This is a genomic window from Pseudolysinimonas sp. (genome assembly GCF_057350545.1).
Map to the genome: position 1 here is coordinate 1 of NZ_JBMRCP010000031.1, position 20,268 is coordinate 20,268.

A 20,268-nucleotide genomic window follows, 5' to 3' on the forward strand; every position below is an offset into this window, starting at 1 on the left:
CGCCGCGCAGCGGCACGCGTATCGAAACCGCACCGGCGAGAGACGCGGGTTGGGGAGCGCGCCGCGCAGCGGCACGCGTCTCGAAACCGCACCGGCGAGAGACGCGGGTTGAGGAGCGCGCCGCGCAGCGGCACGCGTCTCGAAACCCGACCGCGTCGCTCGAAATGGGTTTCGAGACGCGTCGCCTGCGGCGGCGCTCCTCAACCCGCGGTCGTCAGGACTCGCGCGTGATCTCGACGGTCACGAACAGCTTCGACCCGTACGGCCCCGCGTAGACGCCGCGGAGGGGGGCGACGTCGCCGTAGTCGCGACCGCGGCCGACGGTCACGTGGCGGTCGCCGATGTCGATGAGGTTGGTCGGGTCGTACGCCTGCCAGTGACCGCAGAAGTACTCGACCCACGCGTGCGACTCACCCGCGATCGTGACGCCGATCTCGGCATCCGGCTTCGGGTGCAGGTAGCCGCTCACGTAGCGGGCCGGGATGCCGACCGCGCGCAGCGCGCCGAGGGCGAGGTGGGTGATGTCCTGGCAGACGCCCTTCTTGTGCTCCCACGCCTCGGCCGCGGTCGTGGTGACGGTCGTCGACCCGGGGAGGTACTCGATGCGCTCGCCGATCTCGCGGCAGATCGCGAGGGCGGCGTCGCACGGGTTCGCCGCCTCGGCGACGATCGACCTCGCGAGCTCGACCACCTCCGCCGGCGGGCGCGTGCGGTTGGTCTGCCCGAGCTGCTCGACGTAGTCGGTCGCGGTCTCGATCTCGTCGGCGAGCGCCGTCCACTCGAGCCGCTGCTCGGGGTGCGGTCGGTCGCGCACCTCGACCAGGCTCGTCGCCGTCAGCGAGAGCTCGCGGTGCGGGGTGAGGATCTCGAACGACGACACCCGCGTGCCCCAGTAGTCGACGTAGGCGTGCGAGCTCGAGATCGGCGAGATCTCGAGGTTCGAGAAGAGCACGACCTGTCCGTCGGCGCTCACCGGCAGCATCCGCGCCTCGTTGTACGACGCGGTCACCTCGCCGCCGTACTGGAAGCCGGTGATGTGCTTGATTCTCAGTCTTTTCATGAGACCCGCCGCTTCACGTGTTCTCCCCGATCCACGCCGCGATGTCGTTCGTCGGGAAGTAGCGTGCCCGGATCGCTTCGCTCACCGACGTCGTGGTGGCCTGCACGGCATCCATGTGGGTCGGCAGGTCGGCGACGAGATCGGCGATCGAGCGGTACTCGAGTTCGCTGCGGATCTGCCCGAGCAGCCGCAGCGCCTGGTCGCTCACGCCGACCCGATCGGTGCGGGGCTCGATCTCGCGCAGCTGCTGCTCGGCGCGGGTCACCGAGTAGAGGATGCTGCGCGGGAACAGCCGGTCGAGCAGCAGGAACTCCGCCGCCTTCTGCGCGCTCGGGATGCCGCGGTACGTGCGCAGGTAGGCCTCATAGGCGCCGACGCTGCGCAGGATGGTCGTCCAGCTCGGGCCCGATGCCTCGGTGAGGCTGCGGGTGGCGAGCAGCCGCGCGGTCATGTCGGCGCGCTCGATCGACCGGCCGAGCGTGAAGAAGCGGTAGGCCTCGTCGCGGTTGGTGGCGGACTCCACGATGCCGACGGCGAGCGCCGAGCGTTCGCGCACCCACGTGAAGAACTCGTGCACCTTGTCGCTCGCGACCTTGCGCGGCATCCGTGCCCGGGTGGTGTTGAGCACCTCCCACAGCTCCGTGTTGACGACCTCGCGCGCGCGGCGGGCGTTCTCGCGCGCGGCGTTCAGGGAGTACGCGATGGATGCCGGCTGGTTGCGGTCGACGGCGAGGATCGTGAGCACGTCGGCGCGCGTCACCTCGGCGTCGGGGTCGACCTCGGTGCCCATCACGGAGAGCAGCGATCGGCAGGCGATGTCCTCCTCGATCCACGGGTCTTCGAGCAGCAGCTGCAGGTGCACGTCGAGGATGCGCGCGGTGCCGTCGCTGCGCTCGATATACCGGCCGATCCAGAAGAGGCTCTCGGCGATGCGGCTCAGCATCCCGTCCCCCCGTGTTTACGTGCCGCTTGGCTGGAGCCATGCGCGGATGGACCCAGCGGCGACTGGGTCCGAGTGCGCCTGGGTGGAGCCAAGCGACCGGTGGATGACTGCTGTTGCTGCTGTTGCTGGTCCTTGCGGGGCGAGTCGTGCGGGTTGTGATCCTGCAGGTGCGACTCCGCCGAGATGATCGGGATCGACGTCGTGATCGACGCCTGATCGGCGACGAGCGACGAGACGTCGTGCTCGGGGGTACGCAGCGGGTCGAGCCCGACCACCCAGGTGTCCTTCGAGCCGCCGCCCTGTGACGAGTTGACCACGAGTTGACCCTCGGGGAGGGCGACCCGGGTGAGGCCACCGGGGAGGACCCAGACATCCGACCCGTCGTTGACGGCGAACGGACGCAGGTCGGCGTGCCGCGGGCGCATCCCCTCCTCCACGAGGGTGGGGATCGTCGAGAGCTGCACCACGGGCTGCGCGATCCACCCGCGAGGATCGGCGAGCAGCTGCCCGCGCAGCACCTCCAACTCCTCCTTCGAGGCGTCCGGACCGACGACGAGCCCCTTGCCGCCCGAGCCGGCGACGGGCTTCACGACGAGCTCGTCGAGGCGGTCGAGCACCTCCTCGAGCGCACCGGGATCCTCCAGCCGCCAGGTGTCGACGTTCGGCAGGATCGCGTCCTCGGCGAGGTAGTAGCGGATGAGATCGGGCAGGTAGGTGTAGACGAGCTTGTCGTCGGCGACCCCGTTGCCGACGGCGTTCGCGATCGTGACGTTGCCGAGACGCGCGGCGAGCAGCAGGCCGGGGGAGCCGAGCATCGAGTCGGCGCGGAACTGCAGCGGATCCAGGAACTCGTCGTCGACCCGGCGGTAGATGACGTCGACGCGCGTCGGACCGGCGGTCGTGCGCATCCACACCCGTCCGCCCGAGCAGAATAGGTCGCGCCCCTCGACGAGCTCGACGCCCATGAGTCGCGCGAGCAGGGTGTGCTCGAAATAGGCCGAGTTGTAGACGCCGGGGGTGAGCACGACGACCGTCGGGTCTCCGACGCCCGACGGCGCCGCGGCGCGGAGGGCGCCGAGAAGCCGGAACGGGTAGTCGCCGACCGGACGCACCCGCATCGACATGAACAGCTCGGGCAGCGTCTGCGCCATCACGCGCCGGTTGGAGATCACGTAGGAGACGCCCGACGGCACGCGCACGTTGTCTTCGAGCACCCGCCAGTCGCCGTTCTCGTCGCGGATGAGGTCGATGCCCGACACCTGGATGCGCACGCCGTTCGCGGGTTCGATGCCGGCGGCCTCGCGGTGGAAGTGCTCGCTCGACGAGATCAGTCGGGCGGGGATGACGCCGTCCCGCACCGCGTTCTGCGGCCCGTAGACGTCGGCGAGGAACAGCTCGAGCGCCTTGACCCGCTGCTTGATGCCCGCCTCGACCGTGAGCCACTCGTCCTGCGGGATCACGCGGGGCACGGCGTCGAGCGGGAACGGCCGCTCCTCGCCCGCGAAGTCGAACGTCACCCCTTGGGCGAGGTAGGACGAGGCGAGCGACTCGGTGCGGCCGCGCAGCTCCTCCTGCGTCATCCGCGCGAGGGCGGAATGGATGTCGCGGTACGGCGCGCGGGCGCTCGTGCCCCCGGCGGTGATGTCGGCGAACATCTCGTCCCAGGGCTCGGCGCCGCGCCGCCGGGTGGCGGCGGCGCCGTAGCCGTCGAACAGGTCGCCCATGTGGTGAGCCTAGGGCCGGGATGTTGCGGCGGTGTTTCGGTCCCGGTCCGCCGCGCTCAGTCGCGCCACGGGCGACCGGCGGCGAGGATGCCCGCGCCCACGATTCCGCTCAGGAACAGCATGACCATTTGGATGAGCACGCTGTCGACGCCCGCGAGCACGAGCCACTGCGGCACCGGCGAGAGGAGGGCGACCGCGAGGAGGGACAGCCAGCCGAGTCGGGCGCGGCGCACGAGCAACCACGCGATGCCGACGAGCAGCACGGTCATGAGCCACGGGTTGGCGATCGTGTAGAACGCCTCGACGCCCATCCGCACGGCGCCGGTCAGCCGGAGGGTGGTCACCGCGACGGTGAGGGCGAGGCCCGCGACGACGATCAGCGCACCGACGAGCTTGCCGAGACCGCTGCCGACCGCGGCGACGAGGCCCGTGATCACGACGACGAGCGCGAAAGCGAACTGCCCCACGAGCAGCACGGGCACGAGGGTGCCGGTGCCGACGAATCCCGCGAGCACGCCCGCGAGCTGACCCGTGAAGGAGCCGATGACGAGGTAGCCGCCGACGAAGACGAGGGCGGCCGCGACGAGGGTGCGTCCGCGGCGCGCAGGGGTCGGTGCGAGGTGCGGCTCGGCGTCGTACACGGCGGGACCGGTGGCGCCGGGCACGTGGGAAGGCGTCTCGTGAGGGATGGTCGTCATGCTCCCGAGTCTGGCCGGACCCGTCTGCGGGGGTCGGGGGTTGACATCCCCCGACCCCCGGCAGGGAGCCGTACCGGCGTCAGGTCAGCACGTTGAGCATGCCGACCGACCACCAGTGGCCGGCGTCGATGCCGGTGTTGTGGATGTTGATGTACCGCACCGTCCTCGGCGCGAAGAGTGCGTTCACATGCCCGTACCCGGTGCCAGCCGCGACCTTCGTCCACGTCGTGCCGTCCGTCGACGTGTAGACCTCGTAACCGCGCGGGAAGTCTCCGCCCGCGAGGTCCGGGCCTCCGGTCTGGAGGAACTGGACACCCTTGATGGTGCGGTTGGCGCCGAGGTCGACCTCGAACCACTCGTTGTTGCTCTGTGCCTGACCCGATTGCCAGCGGGAGTTCAGCCACTGATCGATCGCGAGGCCCGCGGTCGAGGAGTTGGCGAACGCGGATGCACTCCAGCCGGTGTGGCTCAGCGACGACCACGTCACGCCCGTGGCCGTCGACTGCGCGCCGTTGTAGACGCGCACCTCGCCGACGCTCCACCAGTTGCTCGCCCACGCCGCGGTGAGCTGGACGCGGATGTAGCGGGCGGTGCGAGTGCCTGTCGCGATGTGCGTGACGTGCGAGGTGCCGGCACCCGTCGCCACCGCCGAGCCCCACGTCGTTCCGTCGTTCGACACGTGCACCGTGTACCCGCGCGGGAAGTCACCCGAGAAAGCACCGGCGTCGAGGCGCACCGCGGTGAACGTCCGCGGCGCACCCAAGTCGATCCGCAGCCAGTGGCCGGACGCCTGCGCGGCTCCCGTCGTCCAGCGCGACTCGACCTCGCCGTCCCACGCGCCGGCCGCTGTCGTGCCGCCGCCCGTGAGCGACGCCGTGACCGCACCGCCGTTGCGGGGGAGGAGTCCAGCCTGCGAGTCGTAGACGCTCACCTCGCCGATCGACCACCACTTGGCAGCGCTCGCCGTCAGGTTGATGCGCACGTAGCGGGCCGTCGTGGGCGCGAACGAGATGTTGGTGAACGACGTGGTGCCGCTCCCCGTCGAGACGGTGCCGCTCCAGGTCGTCCCGTTCGTCGACGTCTGCACCGTGTACGTGCCAGGCGAATCGTTCGGCAGCTCGATCTGGTTGAGCGAGATCTGGTCGAACGTGCGGCTGGTCCCGAGGTCGAGCGTGAACGACTGCCCCGACGCCTGGTTCACCCCCGACATCCATCGGGTCCGCGGGTTGCCGTCGATCGCCTGCGCCGGCGTGAAGGCATCGTTCGTGTGCGTCGCGGAGGCGACCCACCCCGCCTTGCTGATCGAGTTGCCGGTCGTGGGCGTGTACACGTACGTCGCGATCGTGTCGCCGGGGATCGTGTCGGCGAACTCCCCGTCCGGAGTCGCGATCCGCACCGGGACGGCCGCCGTCGAGAGCACCGTCGTGTTGTAGCGGGCGGGGTTCGAGTCGGCGAGCCCCGTCGCATCCGGTCGGTTGGCGACCACGACGACCACCGAGCCGTCCGGGTTCTTGAACGCGACGTTCGAGATCGTGCCCATGCGGTCGGTGCTGTCGATGCGCTGGGCGCCGAGCTGGAGGTAACGGCTGAATTGACCCCAGATGTAGTACCAGCCGTTGAGGTCGTACTGCGTCGGGTCGCCGGCGCGCGGCGAGATGAGGGATGGCGTGTCCGCGTCCGGGTCGCTCGGGTTGACCCGACGATCCATCCACCAGCTCGGTCCGGCGTTGCACAGCACGAGGGCGCTCGTGCTGTCGTCGACCGCGTCGCACATCGTGTACTCGAACATCGTCGCCCAGCCGCTGTAACTGCTGACGCCGCCGCGGAAGAACTCGATGAGCTTGTTCGCCCCCTGCGTGATCTCGGTCATGTGCTGCGTCTTGCCGGGGTACTGCGCCGCCACGACGTTCGGCTGCCACATGTTGGTGTTGTCGTAGTTGTGGAAGGCGATGCCGTCGACGGTCGGGTTGGTCGCGGTGTCGCCGAGCAGCGCGTCGGTGTAGCCGAACGTGTCGCCGGTCAGGTTGGCGTCCATACCCCAGACGAGCGTGGTGAGACCGGCCGCCGTGAGCTTCTGGTCGAGCACCTTCGCGAAGTCCTGCATCTGTCCGGGCGTGAAGCACGTGGTCGGGTACGGCATCTGGATGTCGGGCTCGTTCTGCAGCGTGACCGCATAGATCGGGATGCCGAGGGCCGCGTAGGCCTGGAGGTACTTCACGTAGTAGTCCGCGAGGACGGGGTAGTAGTCGTTCGGCGACCCCGTGTTGTGCGGGCCGGTGCTGCCGTGCTGCACGCGGGGCTCGGTGCCGTTCGAGGTGCAGTGACCGAAGACCCCGGCCGGGCCGGTGATGCTGTTGGTGGTCTTCATCCAGGCGGGCGGCGACCACATCGATGCGTAGAAGCGCACGTTCGGGTTGATCTGCAGCATCCGCTGCATGACCGCGATCTTCCCGTCGGTGACATCGCGGGCTATCGAGAACGACGCCAGAGTCGGATCGGCCACGCCTCCGTTGTCGGCGTACGTCCAGTAGCCGGTCGTCTTCGCGGTGCGGCAGAAGTCGGCGCACCCGATGGTCGTGCGCCACAGGTTGAGGTTGGCGCCATTCGCCTGACTGACCAGCGCCTGCAGGGCGGCCTCGCGGTTGCTCGCGCTCAGGCGTCCCAGGTGGTAGATCGTCGTGTCCTCGAGCGAGGAACCCCAGCCCTGATAGGTCTGATGCGGAACGGACGGATCGACGTTGATCGTCATCGTCGAGCTGTTGCTGATCGGGGCGAGCGAGAGATCGGCCTGCGGGGTCAGGCGGTGCGAACCCTCATCGACGTTGTACGACGTATAGGTCACGCTGACCGCTCCGCCCGCGCCGGTGGAGGCGTCTGAGCGGGGTGCGGGTTGGGCCAGGCTGATCCCGGCGCCGACGACGACCGCTGCTGTCAGCGCGGCCAGCGCTCGGCGCGCGGTGCGAGTGGTGGCGACGCGCGGGGCCGCCGGACGGATGGTGGACACGATGAACTCCTTCGTTCATGGGTCTGAGCGACGTCAGTGTTTCCGGCCGTCCGGCGATGTGTCAAGGGTTTTTCTGAAACGCTTCATAACTGAGGCTGATGGCCTTGAATTCGTGTGAAGCGTAAGAATCCCTGGTCAGTTGCGCTTTCGCTCCGCGAGGCGCCTTCACGGTTGACAGTCGTTGCGGGATCGGCGTATCTTCCTGCGTGAAGCGCTTCAAGAGAAGTGCCGCTTCACATTCAAGGAGGAATCGTGACCACAGTCACCCGGCGCTTCAAGCGCCTCGCGCCCGTCGTGGCGTTCGTCGGGATCGGCGCTCTCGCGCTCTCCGCGTGCACCGCGGAGAGCTCCGACGGCGGAACCGGCGAGCTGACCTACCTCGGTCAGACGCAGAACACGACGATCGTCGGAGTTCTGGAGAGCCTCGCGGCCGACCAGTGCGCGACCGAGAACGAGTCGGCGCCGCTCACCCCCGACGCCGTCGACGGAACCACCTGGGACCAGCAGATCCAGCTGCTCGCCGGTCAGGACGCGCTGTCGAACGTCAGCATGGCGGCGGGCACCCCGTCGCTCATGAAGGAGCTCATCGACAACGGCCAGGTCGTCAACCTCACCGAGGCGTTCGCCGACCTGGGCGTCGAAGGCGCGGTGCTGCCCGCGGCGGAGTCGCTGCTCGAATCGCTCTACGGCGTCGACGGCCTCTACGCGCTGCCGACCGAGTTCAACATCGAAGGCTTCTGGTACAACGAGGCGTACCTGGCCGACAACGACATCGAGCCGCCCACCACGTGGGACGAGCTCGTCGACGCCGCCGCGACCCTGCAGGCCGCCGGCATCCAGCCCTTCGCCGCCGCCGCCAAGGACGGCTGGCCCGTGAGCCGACTTGTCGGCAACTACATCGTGCGCGACCTCGGCCCGGATGCCCTCCAGGCGGTCGCGGACGGCGACGCGAGCCTGACCGACCCGGAGTACGTCGCGGGTGCCGACGCGGTCGCCGAGCTCGGCGCCGCCGGGTACTTCGGGCCGGCCGCCGGGACGATCGACTACAACACCGCGATGAGCCAGTTCCTCACCGGTGGAGCCGCCTTCTTCTACATGGGCAGCTGGGCACTCGCCAACTTCAACGACGAGGCGCAGAACCAGATCGGCGTCGACAACATCGGGTTCCTCCCGTTCCCGGACGTCTCGGGTGGCGAGGGCAGCTCCGACCAGGTTCCGGCGAACGCCGGCATCCCGGTCATGATCACGACGGCGAACTACGGTGACCAGCAGGCCGCCTGGCTCGCGTGCATCGCGCAGAACTACGGCGACCAGGCGCTCGAGGAGTTCGGTCAGGTCACCGGCTTCGCGGTCTCCGGCGACGCCGAAGTCTCCGAGCTCACCGCCGTCGTGCAGGACACGATCGCGAACGCGACCGGCTCCGTGCTCTGGTTCGAGGCGAAGTTCGGGCCTGAGGGCACCACGGTCAGCCAGACCAACGCCGGCGGCCTCGCCACCGGCACCCTGAGCGGCGCCGACTTCATGGCGCTCGTCCAGGAAGCCAACCAGGGCTAGTCTCGCCGCACCATCCCGCCGGGCGAGGTCGCACCGCGGCCTCGCCCGGCTCCACGAAAACCGAGGTACTCCCATGCAGAAGGTGCTCGGCGACAAGCGCGCCATTCTCATCCTTCTCGGCCCGGCCCTGCTCGTCTACACGGTCGTCATGCTCGTCCCGATCTTCTGGTCGGCGGGCTACACGTTCTTCGACGGCAATCTGATCCGCGGCTTCGAGTTCGTCGGCGTCGACAACTACGTCGCCTTCTTCCAGGACAAGACCGCCCTCGAGGCCGTCTTCTTCACCGTGCGTTTCGCCCTCGTCGAGACGGTGCTGCAGGTCGCCGTCGGCTACGGCCTCGCCCTCCTCTACGTGTTCGGGCTGCGTCGGGCCTCGTCGCTCGTGCGCACGATCGTCTTCTTCCCCGTGATCCTCCCGACCGTCGCGGTCGCACTGCTGTTCCGTCGGTTCTTCGAGGCGGCGCCGACGACCGGCCCGGTCAACTCGTTCCTCGAGATCCTGAACGTCCCGGGCCTGGACTGGCTGGGCCAGCCCGACTCGTCGTTCTGGGTCATCGTGCTCATGGAACTCTGGCGGTCGATGGGCTTCTACGCCGTGCTGCTCTACGCCGGCCTGCTCGACATCCCCGAGGACATCATCGAATCGGCGCGCATCGACGGCGCGAGCGGCTGGCGTCTCGTGCGCAGCATCATCCTGCCCCTGTCGTTGCCGGTGCTGCTCTCGGCGATCATCTTCAGCATCAACGGCACGCTCAAGGTCTTCGACACCGTCGTCGCGTTGACCAACGGCGGTCCCGGCACCGCGACGACGCCCCTCACCCTCTACATGTTCCGCACGTCGTTCGGCTATGGGGAGTTCGGCTACGGCAGCACGGTCGCTCTCATGCTCGCGGCGCTCTGCCTGCTCGTGACGATCTTCATCTTCCGCTCCTCGCGGCGCGACGTGACGAAGGGCTGACCCATGACCGCTCTCGCCTCCTCGACGACGGCCCGACGGAAGAACCGTCTGGGTCGCGTGCTCCGCCGGCTCCCGCTGCAGATCGCGATCGCCGTGCTGCTCGTGATCGTGGTGTACCCCCTGATCTGGATGCTGTTCGGCTCGTTCAAGCAGCAGGACGAGTTCCTCACCGAGCCCTTCTGGTCGATCCCCCGCGCGTGGTCGTTCGACAACTACGTCTCCGCGTTCGTCGAGGGCGGCCTCGGGCGCTACATGCTCAACAGCGTCCTCGCCGTCGTCCCGGCACTGACCCTCATCCTCGTCCTGGGCATGGCGGCGGCGTTCGCCCTCGAGATCATGGTCTGGAAGGGACGCGGGCCGGTCCTGCTGATGTTCCTCGCCGGCATCATGATCCCCGCGCAGATGCTGCTGCTGCCGCTGTTCACGATCTACTTCCGCCTGCACCTCACCGGCACGCTGTGGCCGCTCATCATCACCTACACCGCGCTCGGTCTCCCGCTCACGGTGTTCCTGATGGCGACCTACCTCCGGGCCGTCCCGCGAGAGATCTTCGAAGCGGCGACGATCGATGGGGCTGGCGTGTTCCGGCTCTTCGGACTGATCGCCGTCCCGCTCGTACGCAACGGACTGTTCACCGTGGGTCTCGTGCAGTTCTTCTTCCTGTGGAACGACCTGCTCATCTCGCTGACCTTCACCAACAGCGACCGGTTGCGCACGGTGCAGGTCGGGCTGCTCAACTTCACCGGGCAGTACGGCGCGGTCGACTACGGCCCGATGTTCGCCGGCATCTCGGTCAACGTGGTGGGCACGCTGCTCATCTACCTGTTCCTCAACCAGCAGGTCATGAAGGGGCTCGCCTCCGGCGCGGTGAAGGGATGACCGCGCGCGTTACCCGCGTCCGCGCGGAACTGCGCGCCGACGCCTTCGGGATCGGCGTGGCCCGCCCCCGGCTGTCGTGGATCCTCGAAGCCGACGGCGACGGACTCACTCAAGTGGCCTCCGAGATCGAGGTCGTCCGCCGCACAGGCACGACGACGACCGGCCGGGTCGACGGCGACGCTCAGGTCTTCGTGGACTGGCCCGTCGCGCCCCTCGCCTCGCGCGAGCGCACCGAGGTGCGGGTGCGTGCCTGGCTCTCCGACGGCGGCGAGACGCCGTGGAGCGAGCCGCTCACGGTCGAGGCCTCGCTGCTCGAGGACACCGACTGGTCGACCGACTTCGTGTCGCCGTCGGTGTCGGCGCCCGCGGAGGGCGTGCGACCCGGCTATCTGATGCGGGCGGATGTCGACATCCCGACGGATGTCGTGGCGGCCCGGCTCTACGCGACCGCGCACGGGATCTACCGGGTGGAGATCAACGGCGAGCGCGTCGGCGACGACGAGCTCGCGCCCGGCTGGACGAGCTACCGACACCGGCTGCGGGTCCAGACCTACGACGTCACGCACCTGCTCACCCCCGGCCGCAACGCGCTCGGGGCCGAGCTCTCGGACGGCTGGTATCGAGGCCGCATCGGGTTCCACGGCGGCATCTGGGACAACTACGGCGAAGACCTGGCCCTGCTGGCGCAGCTCGAGGTCGAGTTCGCCGACGGCCGTCGTGAGGTCGTGCCGACGGGCGGCGGCTGGCGGTGGTCGTCGGGGCCGGTGGTCGCCGCGGGTCTCTACGACGGCGAGCACTACGACGCCGGCCTCGTGCCCCCCGGCTGGAGCAGTCCGGGTTTCGACGACTCCGGCTGGTCGCCGGCGACCACGCTGCCCCGAGGTGACTTCCCGGCGCGGCTCGAACCCGCGATCGGCGATCCCGTGCGCGTCATCGAGGAGCTCTCGCCGACGACCGTCGAGCGCCGCCCGAATGGGCGCATCCGCCTCGACTTCGGTCAGAACATCGCGGGGTGGCTCGCCATCCGCGTCGTCGGCTCCGAGGGTCACGAGGTCGTGCTCCACCACGCCGAGGTGCTCGAGAACGACGAGCTCGCGATCCGTCCACTCCGCTCGGCGCCCTCGATCGACAGCTACCGGCTCGCGGGCACCCCGGGAGGCGAGTCGTGGCGCCCGCGGTTCACCATCCACGGCTTCCGCTACGCCGAGCTCGAGAACTGGCCGGGCGAGTTCACGGCGGAGGCCGTGCGCGCCCAGGTCGTGCACTCCGACATGGAGCGCACGGGGTGGTTCGCCTCGAGCGACGCGCTCGTGAACCGGCTCCACGAGAACGCGGTGTGGAGCATGCGCGACAACTTCGTCGACCTACCCACGGACTGTCCCCAGCGCGACGAGCGTCTCGGCTGGACGGGCGACATCCAGGTGTTCGCGCCGGCGGCATCCTTCCTGTACTCGAGCGGCGGCATCCTCACGAGCTGGTTGCGTGACGTCGCCGTCGAGCAAGGGCCCGACGGCTGGGTTCCGAACTTCGTGCCGTGGATCGAATGCGGCTTCCCGCGGGAGTCGTCCGCCGCGTGGGGCGATGCTGCGGTCGTCGTGCCGTGGGTCATGTACCAGCGCAACGGCGACCTCGGGGTGCTGCGCGAGCAGTTCCCCAGCATGGCGCTCTGGGTGGAGCACTTCGCGTCGAAGGCCGACGACTCGGGCCTCGTGCGCGAGGGGATGCAACTCGGCGACTGGCTCGATCCGGCGGCCCCGCCCGAGGATCCCGGAGCGGGGGTGACCGACCGCTACCTCGTGGCGTCCGCGTACCTCGCCTACTCGGCCGATCTGACCGCTCGGACGGCTCTCCTCCTCGACCGGCCGCGCGATCACGAGCACTACGGCGCGATCGCGCGACGCACGGCCGACGCCTTCCGCCGCGAGTACGTGACGCTCGCGGGCCGCATGGCGCAGGAGACTCCGACCGCGCTGTCGCTCGCGATCGCGTTCGATCTGATCACCGATCCGGGGCAGAGAGCGGTCGCCGGCCGGCGCCTCGCCGACCTCGTGCGTGACGGCGGCTATCGGATTCAGACGGGCTTCGTGGGGACGCCCCTGATCTGCGACGCCCTCGCGGCGACCGGGCAGATCGACGTGGCCTACCGGCTGCTGCTCGAGCGCGACTGCCCGTCATGGCTGTACCCGGTCACCATGGGCGCGACGACGATCTGGGAGCGCTGGGACAGCATGCTGCCCGACGGCACTGTCAACCCCGGCGAGATGACGTCGTTCAATCACTACGCCCTCGGCGCCGTCGTCGACTTCCTGCACCGGACGCTCGCGGGGCTGGCTCCCGCCTCACCCGGCTACCGGACTCTGCGGATCGCCCCTCAGCCCGGCGATCACTTCGACTCGGCGGAGGCGCGGCTCGAGACCCCGTACGGCACGGCGGCGGTGTCGTGGTCGCGCGCCCGGGATACGTTCCAGCTCGTCGCGACCGTGCCCGTGGGGGTCACCGCCGAGGTGATCCTCCCCGACGGCAGCACCCGCAGCATCGGGTCGGGCGAGCACCGCTTCGTCGCGTCGATCCCCGCGGCCTCGGTCGCGTGACCTGACGTCGGAGGGTCGGCGCGCGGAGCGCCGTCAGTCGGCGTGCGTCGTGCGAGCGACTCGGCCGATGGTGCTCTCGCGCGCGGTCAGGTGGGGTTCGATGATGACCCGGCGGTGCGTGTGCGTTCCCGAGCGGATCTCTTCGAGCAGGAGCTGCATCGCCGAGAGACCCATCTGGTAGCCCGGCAGGTCGACGGTCGAGATCGGGATGAGGCTGTCGTACGCGGACTTGTTGTCGTCGCACGCGATGAGCGCGATGTCCTCGGGGAAGCGGACGTCGCGGTCGACGAGCGCCTGCATGAGGCCCAGGGCGACGAGGTCGGCCGCGGCCACAATGCCGTCCGGCAGCTCGGCGCGCGGCAGGTCCCCCAGTCGCCAGCCGATGAGGCGGCCGTCCTCCGCCTGGATCTCGGCGGAGTCGAGGTGGGTCACGGTCACCCCGGGGGCTTCGGCGGCGGCGCGCTGGACGCCCCGCAGACGATCCCCGATCGCGCTCATCCAGATCGGACCGCCCGCGAACGCGAGCCGTGTGCGCCCGAGTGAGATGAGGTGGTGCGCGGCGAGGTACCCGGCCTGCTCGTAGTCGGTGCCGACGACGCAGAAGTCGTCGACGCGGTCGGCGTCGAGGATGACGACGTGGCGGCCCGCGTTGCGCGCTCGCTCGAGGCCGCTCCGGTCACCGGCGACGAGGGTGAGCAGGATGCCGGCCACCTGCTCCTGCGAGAAGTGCTCGAGGTAGGTCGCCTGCTTGTCGACCGAGATGTCGGAGTTCGCCAGGACGAGGTACATCCCTGCGTCCTGGGCGGCGCTCTCCGCACCGCGCGCCATGTCGGTGAAGAGGGAGTTGGCGAGGTCGACCAACACGAAACCCACGGTGCTGCTGCTGCCCGCCGCGAGCGACCGGGCCGCGCTGTTGCGCACGAACCCGAGTTCGGCGATCGCCTTGTGCACGCGCGCGAGCAGTTCGTCGGTCACCCGTTCCGGGTGGTTGAGCGCGTTGGAGACGGTACCGATCGCCACCCCGGCGGCCGCGGCGACGTCGGCCATCGTGACCGAGGCTCGACGCCGGGGTGCTGGGGTCGTCATCGCTGACTCCTCTTCTGATCGCTCGTCACCTTAGAGGATGAAGCGCTTCAACCTTATCTCGGCCCGAGCTTGACATCGCAAATGAAGCGCTTCAAACTGCTCCTGCCGGTCGCGACGGTTTGACGCGACGCATCCAAGGGAGGACCGCATGACCACCGACCGACGTAGCTCGTTCACCCCGGGCCAGGTGTGGCTCGACACCAAGGGCGAGCGCATCCAGACCCACGGCGGCTCCCTGCTCCACGTCGACGGCACGTACTACTGGTACGGCGAGAACAAGGAGCGCTCGACGCCGGGAAGCGGCGTCTGGCACTGGGGCGTGCGGTTTTACGCGTCGACCGACCTCTACAACTGGGAGGACCTCGGCTCGCTCATCGCACCCGCGGAGAACGACCCCGAGTCGCCGCTGCATCCGGCACAGCTGGCTGACCGGCCGCACATCGTCTTCAACGACCGCACGGGCAAGTTCGTCTGCTGGATCAAGGTCATGACGAAGGGCTCGATCCAGCGCTCCACCGTGCTCGTCGCCGACGACATCCGAGGACCCTGGACCATCGCCCGCACCTGGCTGCGACCGCTGGGCATGAACGCCGGCGACTTCGACCTCGTCGTCGATCCCCACGACGGCAAGGGCTACTACTACTTCGAGCGCGTGCACTCGGAGCTGATCTGCGCCGACCTGAGCGACGACTTCACGGACGTCACCGGGTACTACTCGACCCACTTCCCGCAACCCCAGCCGCCGTACGTGCGCGAGGCGCCGGCCTACTTCGCCCGGAATCGGAAGCACTACCTCGTCACGTCGGGCACGACCGGGTACTACCCGAACCCCTCGGAGGTCGCCGTCGCCCCGAGCTACCACGGGCCGTTCGAGGTGCTCGGCGATCTGCACCCCACCGACGTCTCGCGCACGTCGTTCCGCACCCAGATCTCGTCGATCTTCCGACACCCGGGCAAGAAGGACCTCTACATCGCACTCGGCGACCGATGGCTGCCTCGCTACACGGCCGACGGCGCCCAGGCCCAGCAGGCGTTCATCGAGCACTTCGCGCCGGGGCGCGACAGCGACGAGCCGATGGAGGAGTTCGCCGACGTCGACACGTCGATCGCCGACTACGTCTGGCTGCCGCTGGTCTTCGACGGTGACCGTCCGACGATCGTCTGGCGCGACGACTGGAGCCTCGACGAGTTCGAGGACCGCTGACGCCGTGACCCCGCACCACACCTCCGACGTGATCTCGCTCCTGCTCGGCGACACGGAGGCCGCCGGCCTGCCGCGACTCGCCTTCGTCGACGGCCCCAACGGGGTGCGCGACGCAGAGGGGGCGACGGCGTTCCCCTCGTGCCTCGTGCTCGCCGCGACCTTCGACCGCGACCTCGCCCGCGGCTACGGAGAGGCGCTCGGCGCCGAGACGATCGCCGCCGGAGCCAATGTGCTCCTCGGGCCGGGGTTCGACATCCTGCGGGTGCCGTGGGCGGGTCGCTCGGCCGAGTCGTTCGGTGAGGACCCGCTCGTGACCGGCGAACTCGGCGGCAACGCCGTGGCCGGCATCCAGTCGCGTGGGGTGCTCGCGGTGCTCAAGCATTTCGTGGGGAACAACTTCGAGTGGATGCGCACCGGGTCGGGGGTTCCGTTCCGTCGAGGCGCGGCCGTCGACGTGCGGATGGACGGTCGGGTGCTGCGCGAGCTCTATGCCGCCCCCTTCCGCCGCGCGGTCGTCGATCACGGCGCCCGGGCGCTGATGGCGTCGTACAACCGGTTCGAGGGACGTTACGTCGCCGAGAACGCCGACCTGCTCGGCCTGCCGCGCACCGAGTGGGGCTTCGACGGGATCACCCTGCCCGACTTCATGTTCGCCGTGCGCGAGCCGAAAGCGGCGCTCGAGGCCGGCCTCGACGTCCCCGGGCTCGATGGCGCCTCGGGCCGCACCGAGGAGATGATCGCCGAACTCGCGCCGACGCGGCGCGCGGCGATGGCCGAGCGGATCGCGGCGGTCGTCGGCGATGTGCGCCCCGCCGTCCCGGGTGATCCCGCCGGGCTCGGCACCGAGAACGCCGTGCGGCTGGCCGAGGAGATCGCGGTGCGCGGCGCGGTGCTCCTGCGCAACCGCGACGACATCCTGCCTCTCGCTGCCGGTCGGCGGGTCGCTCTGATCGCGCCCGCCGACCTCCGCCACCTGCTCGTCACGGGAGGCTCGGCAGCCGTCGACCTGCTCGCCGCCCGACTCCCCGAGCTCGGCGATGAGCTCCGCGCCCGGGGGCTCGAGGTCACGCAGGTCGACCCGCGCACCGCCGATGTGCCCCAGCGTCCGGCCTCGGCGGGAGACACCTCGAGCGGCCTGGTCACGCTCGCGGTGACCGCGCAGGACCGCGAGCCCGTCGAGGTGCGGCTCGACACGCTGAGTCACGCCGGCGAGCCCGGCGTCGAGTGGAGCGCCCGCACCACGTTCGACCTCGTCGCGCGCGGCACCGGGCTCCATCGGCTCTCGGTGACGTTCGCCGGCGCGGTCACGGTCCGTCTCGGCGATGCAGCGCCGGTGAGCGGCTTCCGCGAGGCGAGCCCGATGCTCGGCGGTCCCGACTACCCCCTCCAGGCGGCGGTGGAGCTCGCGGCGGGCGAGACGGTCCGGGTGGAGCTCGACTACCGCTCGGGCTCGGCGCTCGACGTGCCGGACAGCCCGTTTCGCGCCGGCTTCTGCGTGGGCGGGGATGCCGCCGGCCCGGCCGTGGCCGCCGCCGCCGACGCGGCCGCGCAGTCGGAGGTCGCCGTCGTCGTGGTGGGACGCGCCGTCGGCGAGGCGATGGATGCCGACCGACTGACCCTGCCCGACCCTCAAGACGCGCTCGTGCGCGCCGTCGCCGCGGCCGCTCCCCGAACGATCGTCGTCGTCGCGGGTGCGGGCCCGGTGGCGCTGCCGTGGCGCGACGAGGTCGACGCGATCCTCCACCTCGGCAACCCGGGCGAGCGGGGAGCCGCGGCTCTCGCCCGCATCCTGTCCGGTGAGTCGGAGCCGGGTGGCCGCCTCCCCTTCACCCTCCCTCGGGGCGAGGACTCGCCTCCCGTGCCCCAGCCGGGGCCCGACCTCGTCGTCGAATACGGCGAGGGGTTCGCCTCGGGATACCGCGGGTACGCGCCGTCGGAGATCGCCTACCCCTTCGGCCACGGGCTCGGATACGGGCACGTCGAGTGGGTTCACGGCTCGACGTGCGTCGACGACGGTCGGATCGTCGTGCGCGGACGGCTGCGCACGGCCGGCTCCCGCATCACGCGTGCGGTTCCGCAGGTCTACGTCGCCGGCCCCACCACGTCGCAATACCGTCGCCTCGCCGCGTTCGACTCGGTCGAGATCACCCCCGGGGACGGACGCGACGTGGAGCTGCGAATCCCGGTCGACGACCTCCGCCACTACGACGTCGCGTCGCAGATGTGGGACCTCGCACCCGGCACGTGGACGGTCGAGATCGGCTTCTCGAGTCTCGACGTCAGGGCGACGGAGTCGATCGACCTCAGCTGAGGGTCGACTCCCGCACGACGAGTTCCGGCTGGAACACGATGCGGCGCGGCGGCAGGTCGGGCTCCGCGGCCTCTTCGCGCAGGATGCGCAGCGCCGTCGCCCCGATCTCGTGGCGGGGCTGACGCACCGAGGTGAGCGGCACGACGGTGGCGCTCGCGAAGTCGATGTCGTCGAAGCCGACGAGGGCGACATCCTGGGGCACGCGCAACCGCCCCGACATCACGAGAGCCTGCAGCAGACCGACCGCGACGAGGTCGTTGGCGGCGAAGACGGCGTCGGGGCGGTCGGGTCGGGCGACGAGCTCCTCCCCGATGCGTCGACCCTCGAGCACCGTGAGACCCGTCGTCTCGATCACCTCGAGTGTCGCGCCGGGCACCTCGGCGACGGCCGCGCGGGCACCGGCTAGACGATCGGAGATCTGCCGGATGCCGAGCGGGCCTCCCGCGAAGGCGAGGTGCCGACGTCCCGTCGCGAGGAGGTGCGCGACCGCGAGCCGACCGCCGGCGACATCGTCGACCGAGACGGAGCTGACGCCGGCATCCCGACTCTCACGGTCGACGAGCACGACGGGCGTTCCGCGGCGACGCAGCTCGGCCAGCCGCGGCTCGATGTCGCCGAAGGGGGAGATGAGGATGCCGTGCACCCGCTGCTCCTCGAAGAGGTCGAGGTACGACGCCTCGCGGGCGACGTCCTCGTCGGAGTTGCCGAGGATCACAGAGAGCCCCGCCCGCGCGGCCTCGTCTTCGGCGCCGCGTGCGACGTCGGTGAAGAACGGGTTGCGCACGTCGAGCACGACGAGGCCGACGCTCGAGCTGCGTCCCGCGCGCAGCTGCCGCGCGGCCTCGTTGCGCACGTAGCCGAGCTCCGCGATCGCCGCTCGCACGCGCTCGACCGCGGCCGGCGAGACCCGCGGCGAATCGTTGAGCACGTTCGAGACGGTGCCGACGGAGACCCCGGCGCGCTGCGCGACGTCGCGGATGCTGACGCTCGCGCGCGGGATGGTCATCCTGCTATCTTGGTGGTTGAAACGATTCAGTGCCCGCTCGACCGGTTCTCGCACGACCGGGTTCTCGCACGACAAGGACGTCCCATGCCCGACTTCGCCGCCATCTCCGACCAGCTCGCCGCGCAGGCGATCGAGCTCCCGTCCTGGGCCTTCGGCAACTCCGGCACCCGGTTCCGCGTGTTCACGACGCCCGGCGTGCCCCGCGACCCGTTCGAGAAGGTCTCGGATGCCGCCCAGGTCAACAAGCACACGGCACTCGCGCCCTCGGTCGCCCTGCACATCCCGTGGGACAAGGTCGAGAACTACGAAGACCTCGCGAAGCACGCCGAGGACGAGGGCGTGAAACTCGGGACGATCAACTCGAACACCTTCCAAGACGAGGACTACAAGCTCGGCTCGGTCACCCACTCCGACCCGAAGATCCGCCAGAAGGCGATCGACCACCACTTCGACTGCATCGACATCATGCACGCGACCGGCTCGCGTGACCTCAAGATCTGGCTCGCCGACGGCACCAACTACCCCGGGCAGGACGACCTGCGCGCCCGCCAGGACCGCCTCGCCGACTCCCTGCAGCAGATCTACGACCGCCTCGGCGACGACCAGCGGCTCGTGCTCGAGTACAAGTTCTTCGAGCCGGCGTTCTACCACACCGATGTTCCCGACTGGGGAACGAGCTACGCGCAGGTGGCGGCCCTCGGCGACAAGGCGATGGTCTGCCTCGACACCGGCCACCACGCCCCCGGCACCAACATCGAGTTCATCGTGATGCAGCTGCTGCGGCTCGGGAAGCTCGGCTCGTTCGACTTCAACTCGCGCTTCTACGCCGACGACGACCTCATCGTCGGCGCCGCCGATCCGTTCCAGCTCTTCCGCATCCTCGTCGCGGTGGTCGACGGCGGGGGCTACGCCCACCCCGACGTCGCATTCATGCTCGATCAGTGCCACAACATCGAGAACAAGATCCCCGGGCAGATCCGCTCGGTGCTCAACGTGCAGGAGATGACGGCGCGCGCGCTGCTCATCGACCGCGCGGCCCTCGCGGCGGCGCAGGCGTCCGGCGATGTGCTCGCCGCCAACGCCGTGCTGATGGATGCCTTCTACACCGATGTGCGGCCGCTGCTCGCGTCGTGGCGGGAGAGCCGCGGACTGCCGGCCGACCCGATGGCGGCGTATGCGGCATCCGGGTACTTCGAGAAGATCAGCGGCGACCGCGTCGGCGGCACCCAGGCGGGCTGGGGGGCCTGAGC

At 69.9% G+C, this 20,268-nt stretch carries 14 protein-coding genes; 7 read left to right on the forward strand and 7 right to left on the reverse strand.

Annotation, left to right across the window (positions count from 1 at the left end; translation table 11 throughout):
• Positions 1 to 214 precede the first annotated feature (214 nt).
• The 5 genes from ACO1X9_RS04525 to ACO1X9_RS04545 form a co-directional block, all read right to left on the reverse strand.
• Entirely contained in the window at positions 215 to 1,060 is an 846-nt protein-coding gene (locus tag ACO1X9_RS04525; RefSeq protein ID WP_486349641.1) for a transglutaminase family protein, read from the reverse strand.
• Between the two features lie 13 nt (positions 1,061 to 1,073).
• Entirely contained in the window at positions 1,074 to 2,003 is a 930-nt protein-coding gene (locus ACO1X9_RS04530; protein WP_486349642.1) for an alpha-E domain-containing protein, read from the reverse strand.
• The gene (locus ACO1X9_RS04535; protein ID WP_486349643.1) at positions 1,997 to 3,727 is read right to left on the reverse strand and encodes a circularly permuted type 2 ATP-grasp protein; all 1,731 of its coding nucleotides are present in this window, start codon (positions 3,725 to 3,727) and stop codon (positions 1,997 to 1,999) included. The genes ACO1X9_RS04530 and ACO1X9_RS04535 overlap by 7 nt, the downstream gene beginning before the upstream one ends.
• A gap of 56 nt (positions 3,728 to 3,783) precedes the next feature.
• A complete protein-coding gene (locus tag ACO1X9_RS04540) occupies positions 3,784 to 4,425 on the reverse strand; it encodes a hypothetical protein (protein ID WP_486349644.1) in 642 nt (213 codons plus the stop codon).
• Positions 4,426 to 4,504: 79 nt separating this feature from the next.
• On the reverse strand, positions 4,505 to 7,429 hold the full coding sequence (locus ACO1X9_RS04545) for a discoidin domain-containing protein (protein WP_486349645.1): 2,925 nt from the start codon (positions 7,427 to 7,429) through the stop codon (positions 4,505 to 4,507).
• A gap of 252 nt (positions 7,430 to 7,681) precedes the next feature.
• Between ACO1X9_RS04545 and ACO1X9_RS04550 the strand changes: the two genes are divergently transcribed.
• The 4 genes from ACO1X9_RS04550 to ACO1X9_RS04565 all read left to right on the forward strand — a co-directional run bounded on the left by ACO1X9_RS04550 (position 7,682) and on the right by ACO1X9_RS04565 (position 13,411).
• The gene (locus ACO1X9_RS04550; RefSeq protein WP_486349646.1) at positions 7,682 to 8,983 is read left to right on the forward strand and encodes an ABC transporter substrate-binding protein; all 1,302 of its coding nucleotides are present in this window, start codon (positions 7,682 to 7,684) and stop codon (positions 8,981 to 8,983) included.
• Between the two features lie 73 nt (positions 8,984 to 9,056).
• Positions 9,057 to 9,941 (forward strand): carbohydrate ABC transporter permease, encoded by an 885-nt coding sequence (locus ACO1X9_RS04555; protein ID WP_486349647.1) that lies wholly within the window; start codon positions 9,057 to 9,059, stop codon positions 9,939 to 9,941.
• Between the two features lie 3 nt (positions 9,942 to 9,944).
• A complete protein-coding gene (locus ACO1X9_RS04560) occupies positions 9,945 to 10,820 on the forward strand; it encodes a carbohydrate ABC transporter permease (RefSeq protein ID WP_486349648.1) in 876 nt (291 codons plus the stop codon).
• Positions 10,817 to 13,411, forward strand: coding sequence for a family 78 glycoside hydrolase catalytic domain (locus tag ACO1X9_RS04565; protein WP_486349649.1), 2,595 nt, complete (start codon positions 10,817 to 10,819; stop codon positions 13,409 to 13,411). Before ACO1X9_RS04560 ends, ACO1X9_RS04565 begins: the two co-directional genes overlap by 4 nt.
• Positions 13,412 to 13,444: 33 nt before the next feature.
• On the opposite strand, the gene ACO1X9_RS04570 is transcribed toward ACO1X9_RS04565, so the two are convergent.
• Positions 13,445 to 14,497 (reverse strand): LacI family DNA-binding transcriptional regulator, encoded by a 1,053-nt coding sequence (locus ACO1X9_RS04570; protein ID WP_486349650.1) that lies wholly within the window; start codon positions 14,495 to 14,497, stop codon positions 13,445 to 13,447.
• Positions 14,498 to 14,645: 148 nt separating this feature from the next.
• Here ACO1X9_RS04570 and ACO1X9_RS04575 point away from each other — a divergent pair, with 148 nt between their 5' ends.
• Together ACO1X9_RS04575 and ACO1X9_RS04580 are read left to right on the forward strand one after the other, a co-directional pair.
• A complete protein-coding gene (locus ACO1X9_RS04575) occupies positions 14,646 to 15,701 on the forward strand; it encodes a family 43 glycosylhydrolase (RefSeq protein WP_486349651.1) in 1,056 nt (351 codons plus the stop codon).
• Between the two features lie 4 nt (positions 15,702 to 15,705).
• Entirely contained in the window at positions 15,706 to 18,012 is a 2,307-nt protein-coding gene (locus tag ACO1X9_RS04580) for a beta-glucosidase (RefSeq protein ID WP_486349652.1), read from the forward strand.
• Here the strand turns inward: ACO1X9_RS04580 and ACO1X9_RS04585 are convergent.
• Positions 18,005 to 19,018: a LacI family DNA-binding transcriptional regulator gene (locus ACO1X9_RS04585; protein ID WP_486349653.1), complete on the reverse strand. Its 1,014-nt coding sequence runs from the start codon at positions 19,016 to 19,018 to the stop codon at positions 18,005 to 18,007. The genes ACO1X9_RS04580 and ACO1X9_RS04585 overlap by 8 nt on opposite strands.
• 84 nt (positions 19,019 to 19,102) lie before the next feature.
• Here ACO1X9_RS04585 and rhaI point away from each other — a divergent pair, with 84 nt between their 5' ends.
• Entirely contained in the window at positions 19,103 to 20,266 is a 1,164-nt protein-coding gene (rhaI, locus tag ACO1X9_RS04590) for an L-rhamnose isomerase (RefSeq protein WP_486349654.1), read from the forward strand.
• The last annotated feature ends 2 nt before the right edge of the window (positions 20,267 to 20,268 follow it).

Excerpts from the sequence above, each read along its gene's own strand:
- ACO1X9_RS04570 (WP_486349650.1), bottom strand. The coding sequence starts at position 14,497 with ATGACGACCCCAGCACCCCGGCGTCGAGCCTCGGTCACGATGGCCGAC.
- ACO1X9_RS04560 (WP_486349648.1), top strand. The coding sequence starts at position 9,945 with ATGACCGCTCTCGCCTCCTCGACGACGGCCCGACGGAAGAACCGTCTG.
- ACO1X9_RS04565 (WP_486349649.1), top strand. The coding sequence starts at position 10,817 with ATGACCGCGCGCGTTACCCGCGTCCGCGCGGAACTGCGCGCCGACGCC.
- ACO1X9_RS04575 (WP_486349651.1), top strand. The coding sequence starts at position 14,646 with ATGACCACCGACCGACGTAGCTCGTTCACCCCGGGCCAGGTGTGGCTC.
- ACO1X9_RS04540 (WP_486349644.1), bottom strand. The coding sequence starts at position 4,425 with ATGACGACCATCCCTCACGAGACGCCTTCCCACGTGCCCGGCGCCACC.
- ACO1X9_RS04535 (WP_486349643.1), bottom strand. The coding sequence starts at position 3,727 with ATGGGCGACCTGTTCGACGGCTACGGCGCCGCCGCCACCCGGCGGCGC.
- ACO1X9_RS04555 (WP_486349647.1), top strand. The coding sequence starts at position 9,057 with ATGCAGAAGGTGCTCGGCGACAAGCGCGCCATTCTCATCCTTCTCGGC.
- rhaI (WP_486349654.1), top strand. The coding sequence starts at position 19,103 with ATGCCCGACTTCGCCGCCATCTCCGACCAGCTCGCCGCGCAGGCGATC.
- ACO1X9_RS04530 (WP_486349642.1), bottom strand. The coding sequence starts at position 2,003 with ATGCTGAGCCGCATCGCCGAGAGCCTCTTCTGGATCGGCCGGTATATC.
- ACO1X9_RS04525 (WP_486349641.1), bottom strand. The coding sequence starts at position 1,060 with ATGAAAAGACTGAGAATCAAGCACATCACCGGCTTCCAGTACGGCGGC.
- ACO1X9_RS04585 (WP_486349653.1), bottom strand. The coding sequence starts at position 19,018 with ATGACCATCCCGCGCGCGAGCGTCAGCATCCGCGACGTCGCGCAGCGC.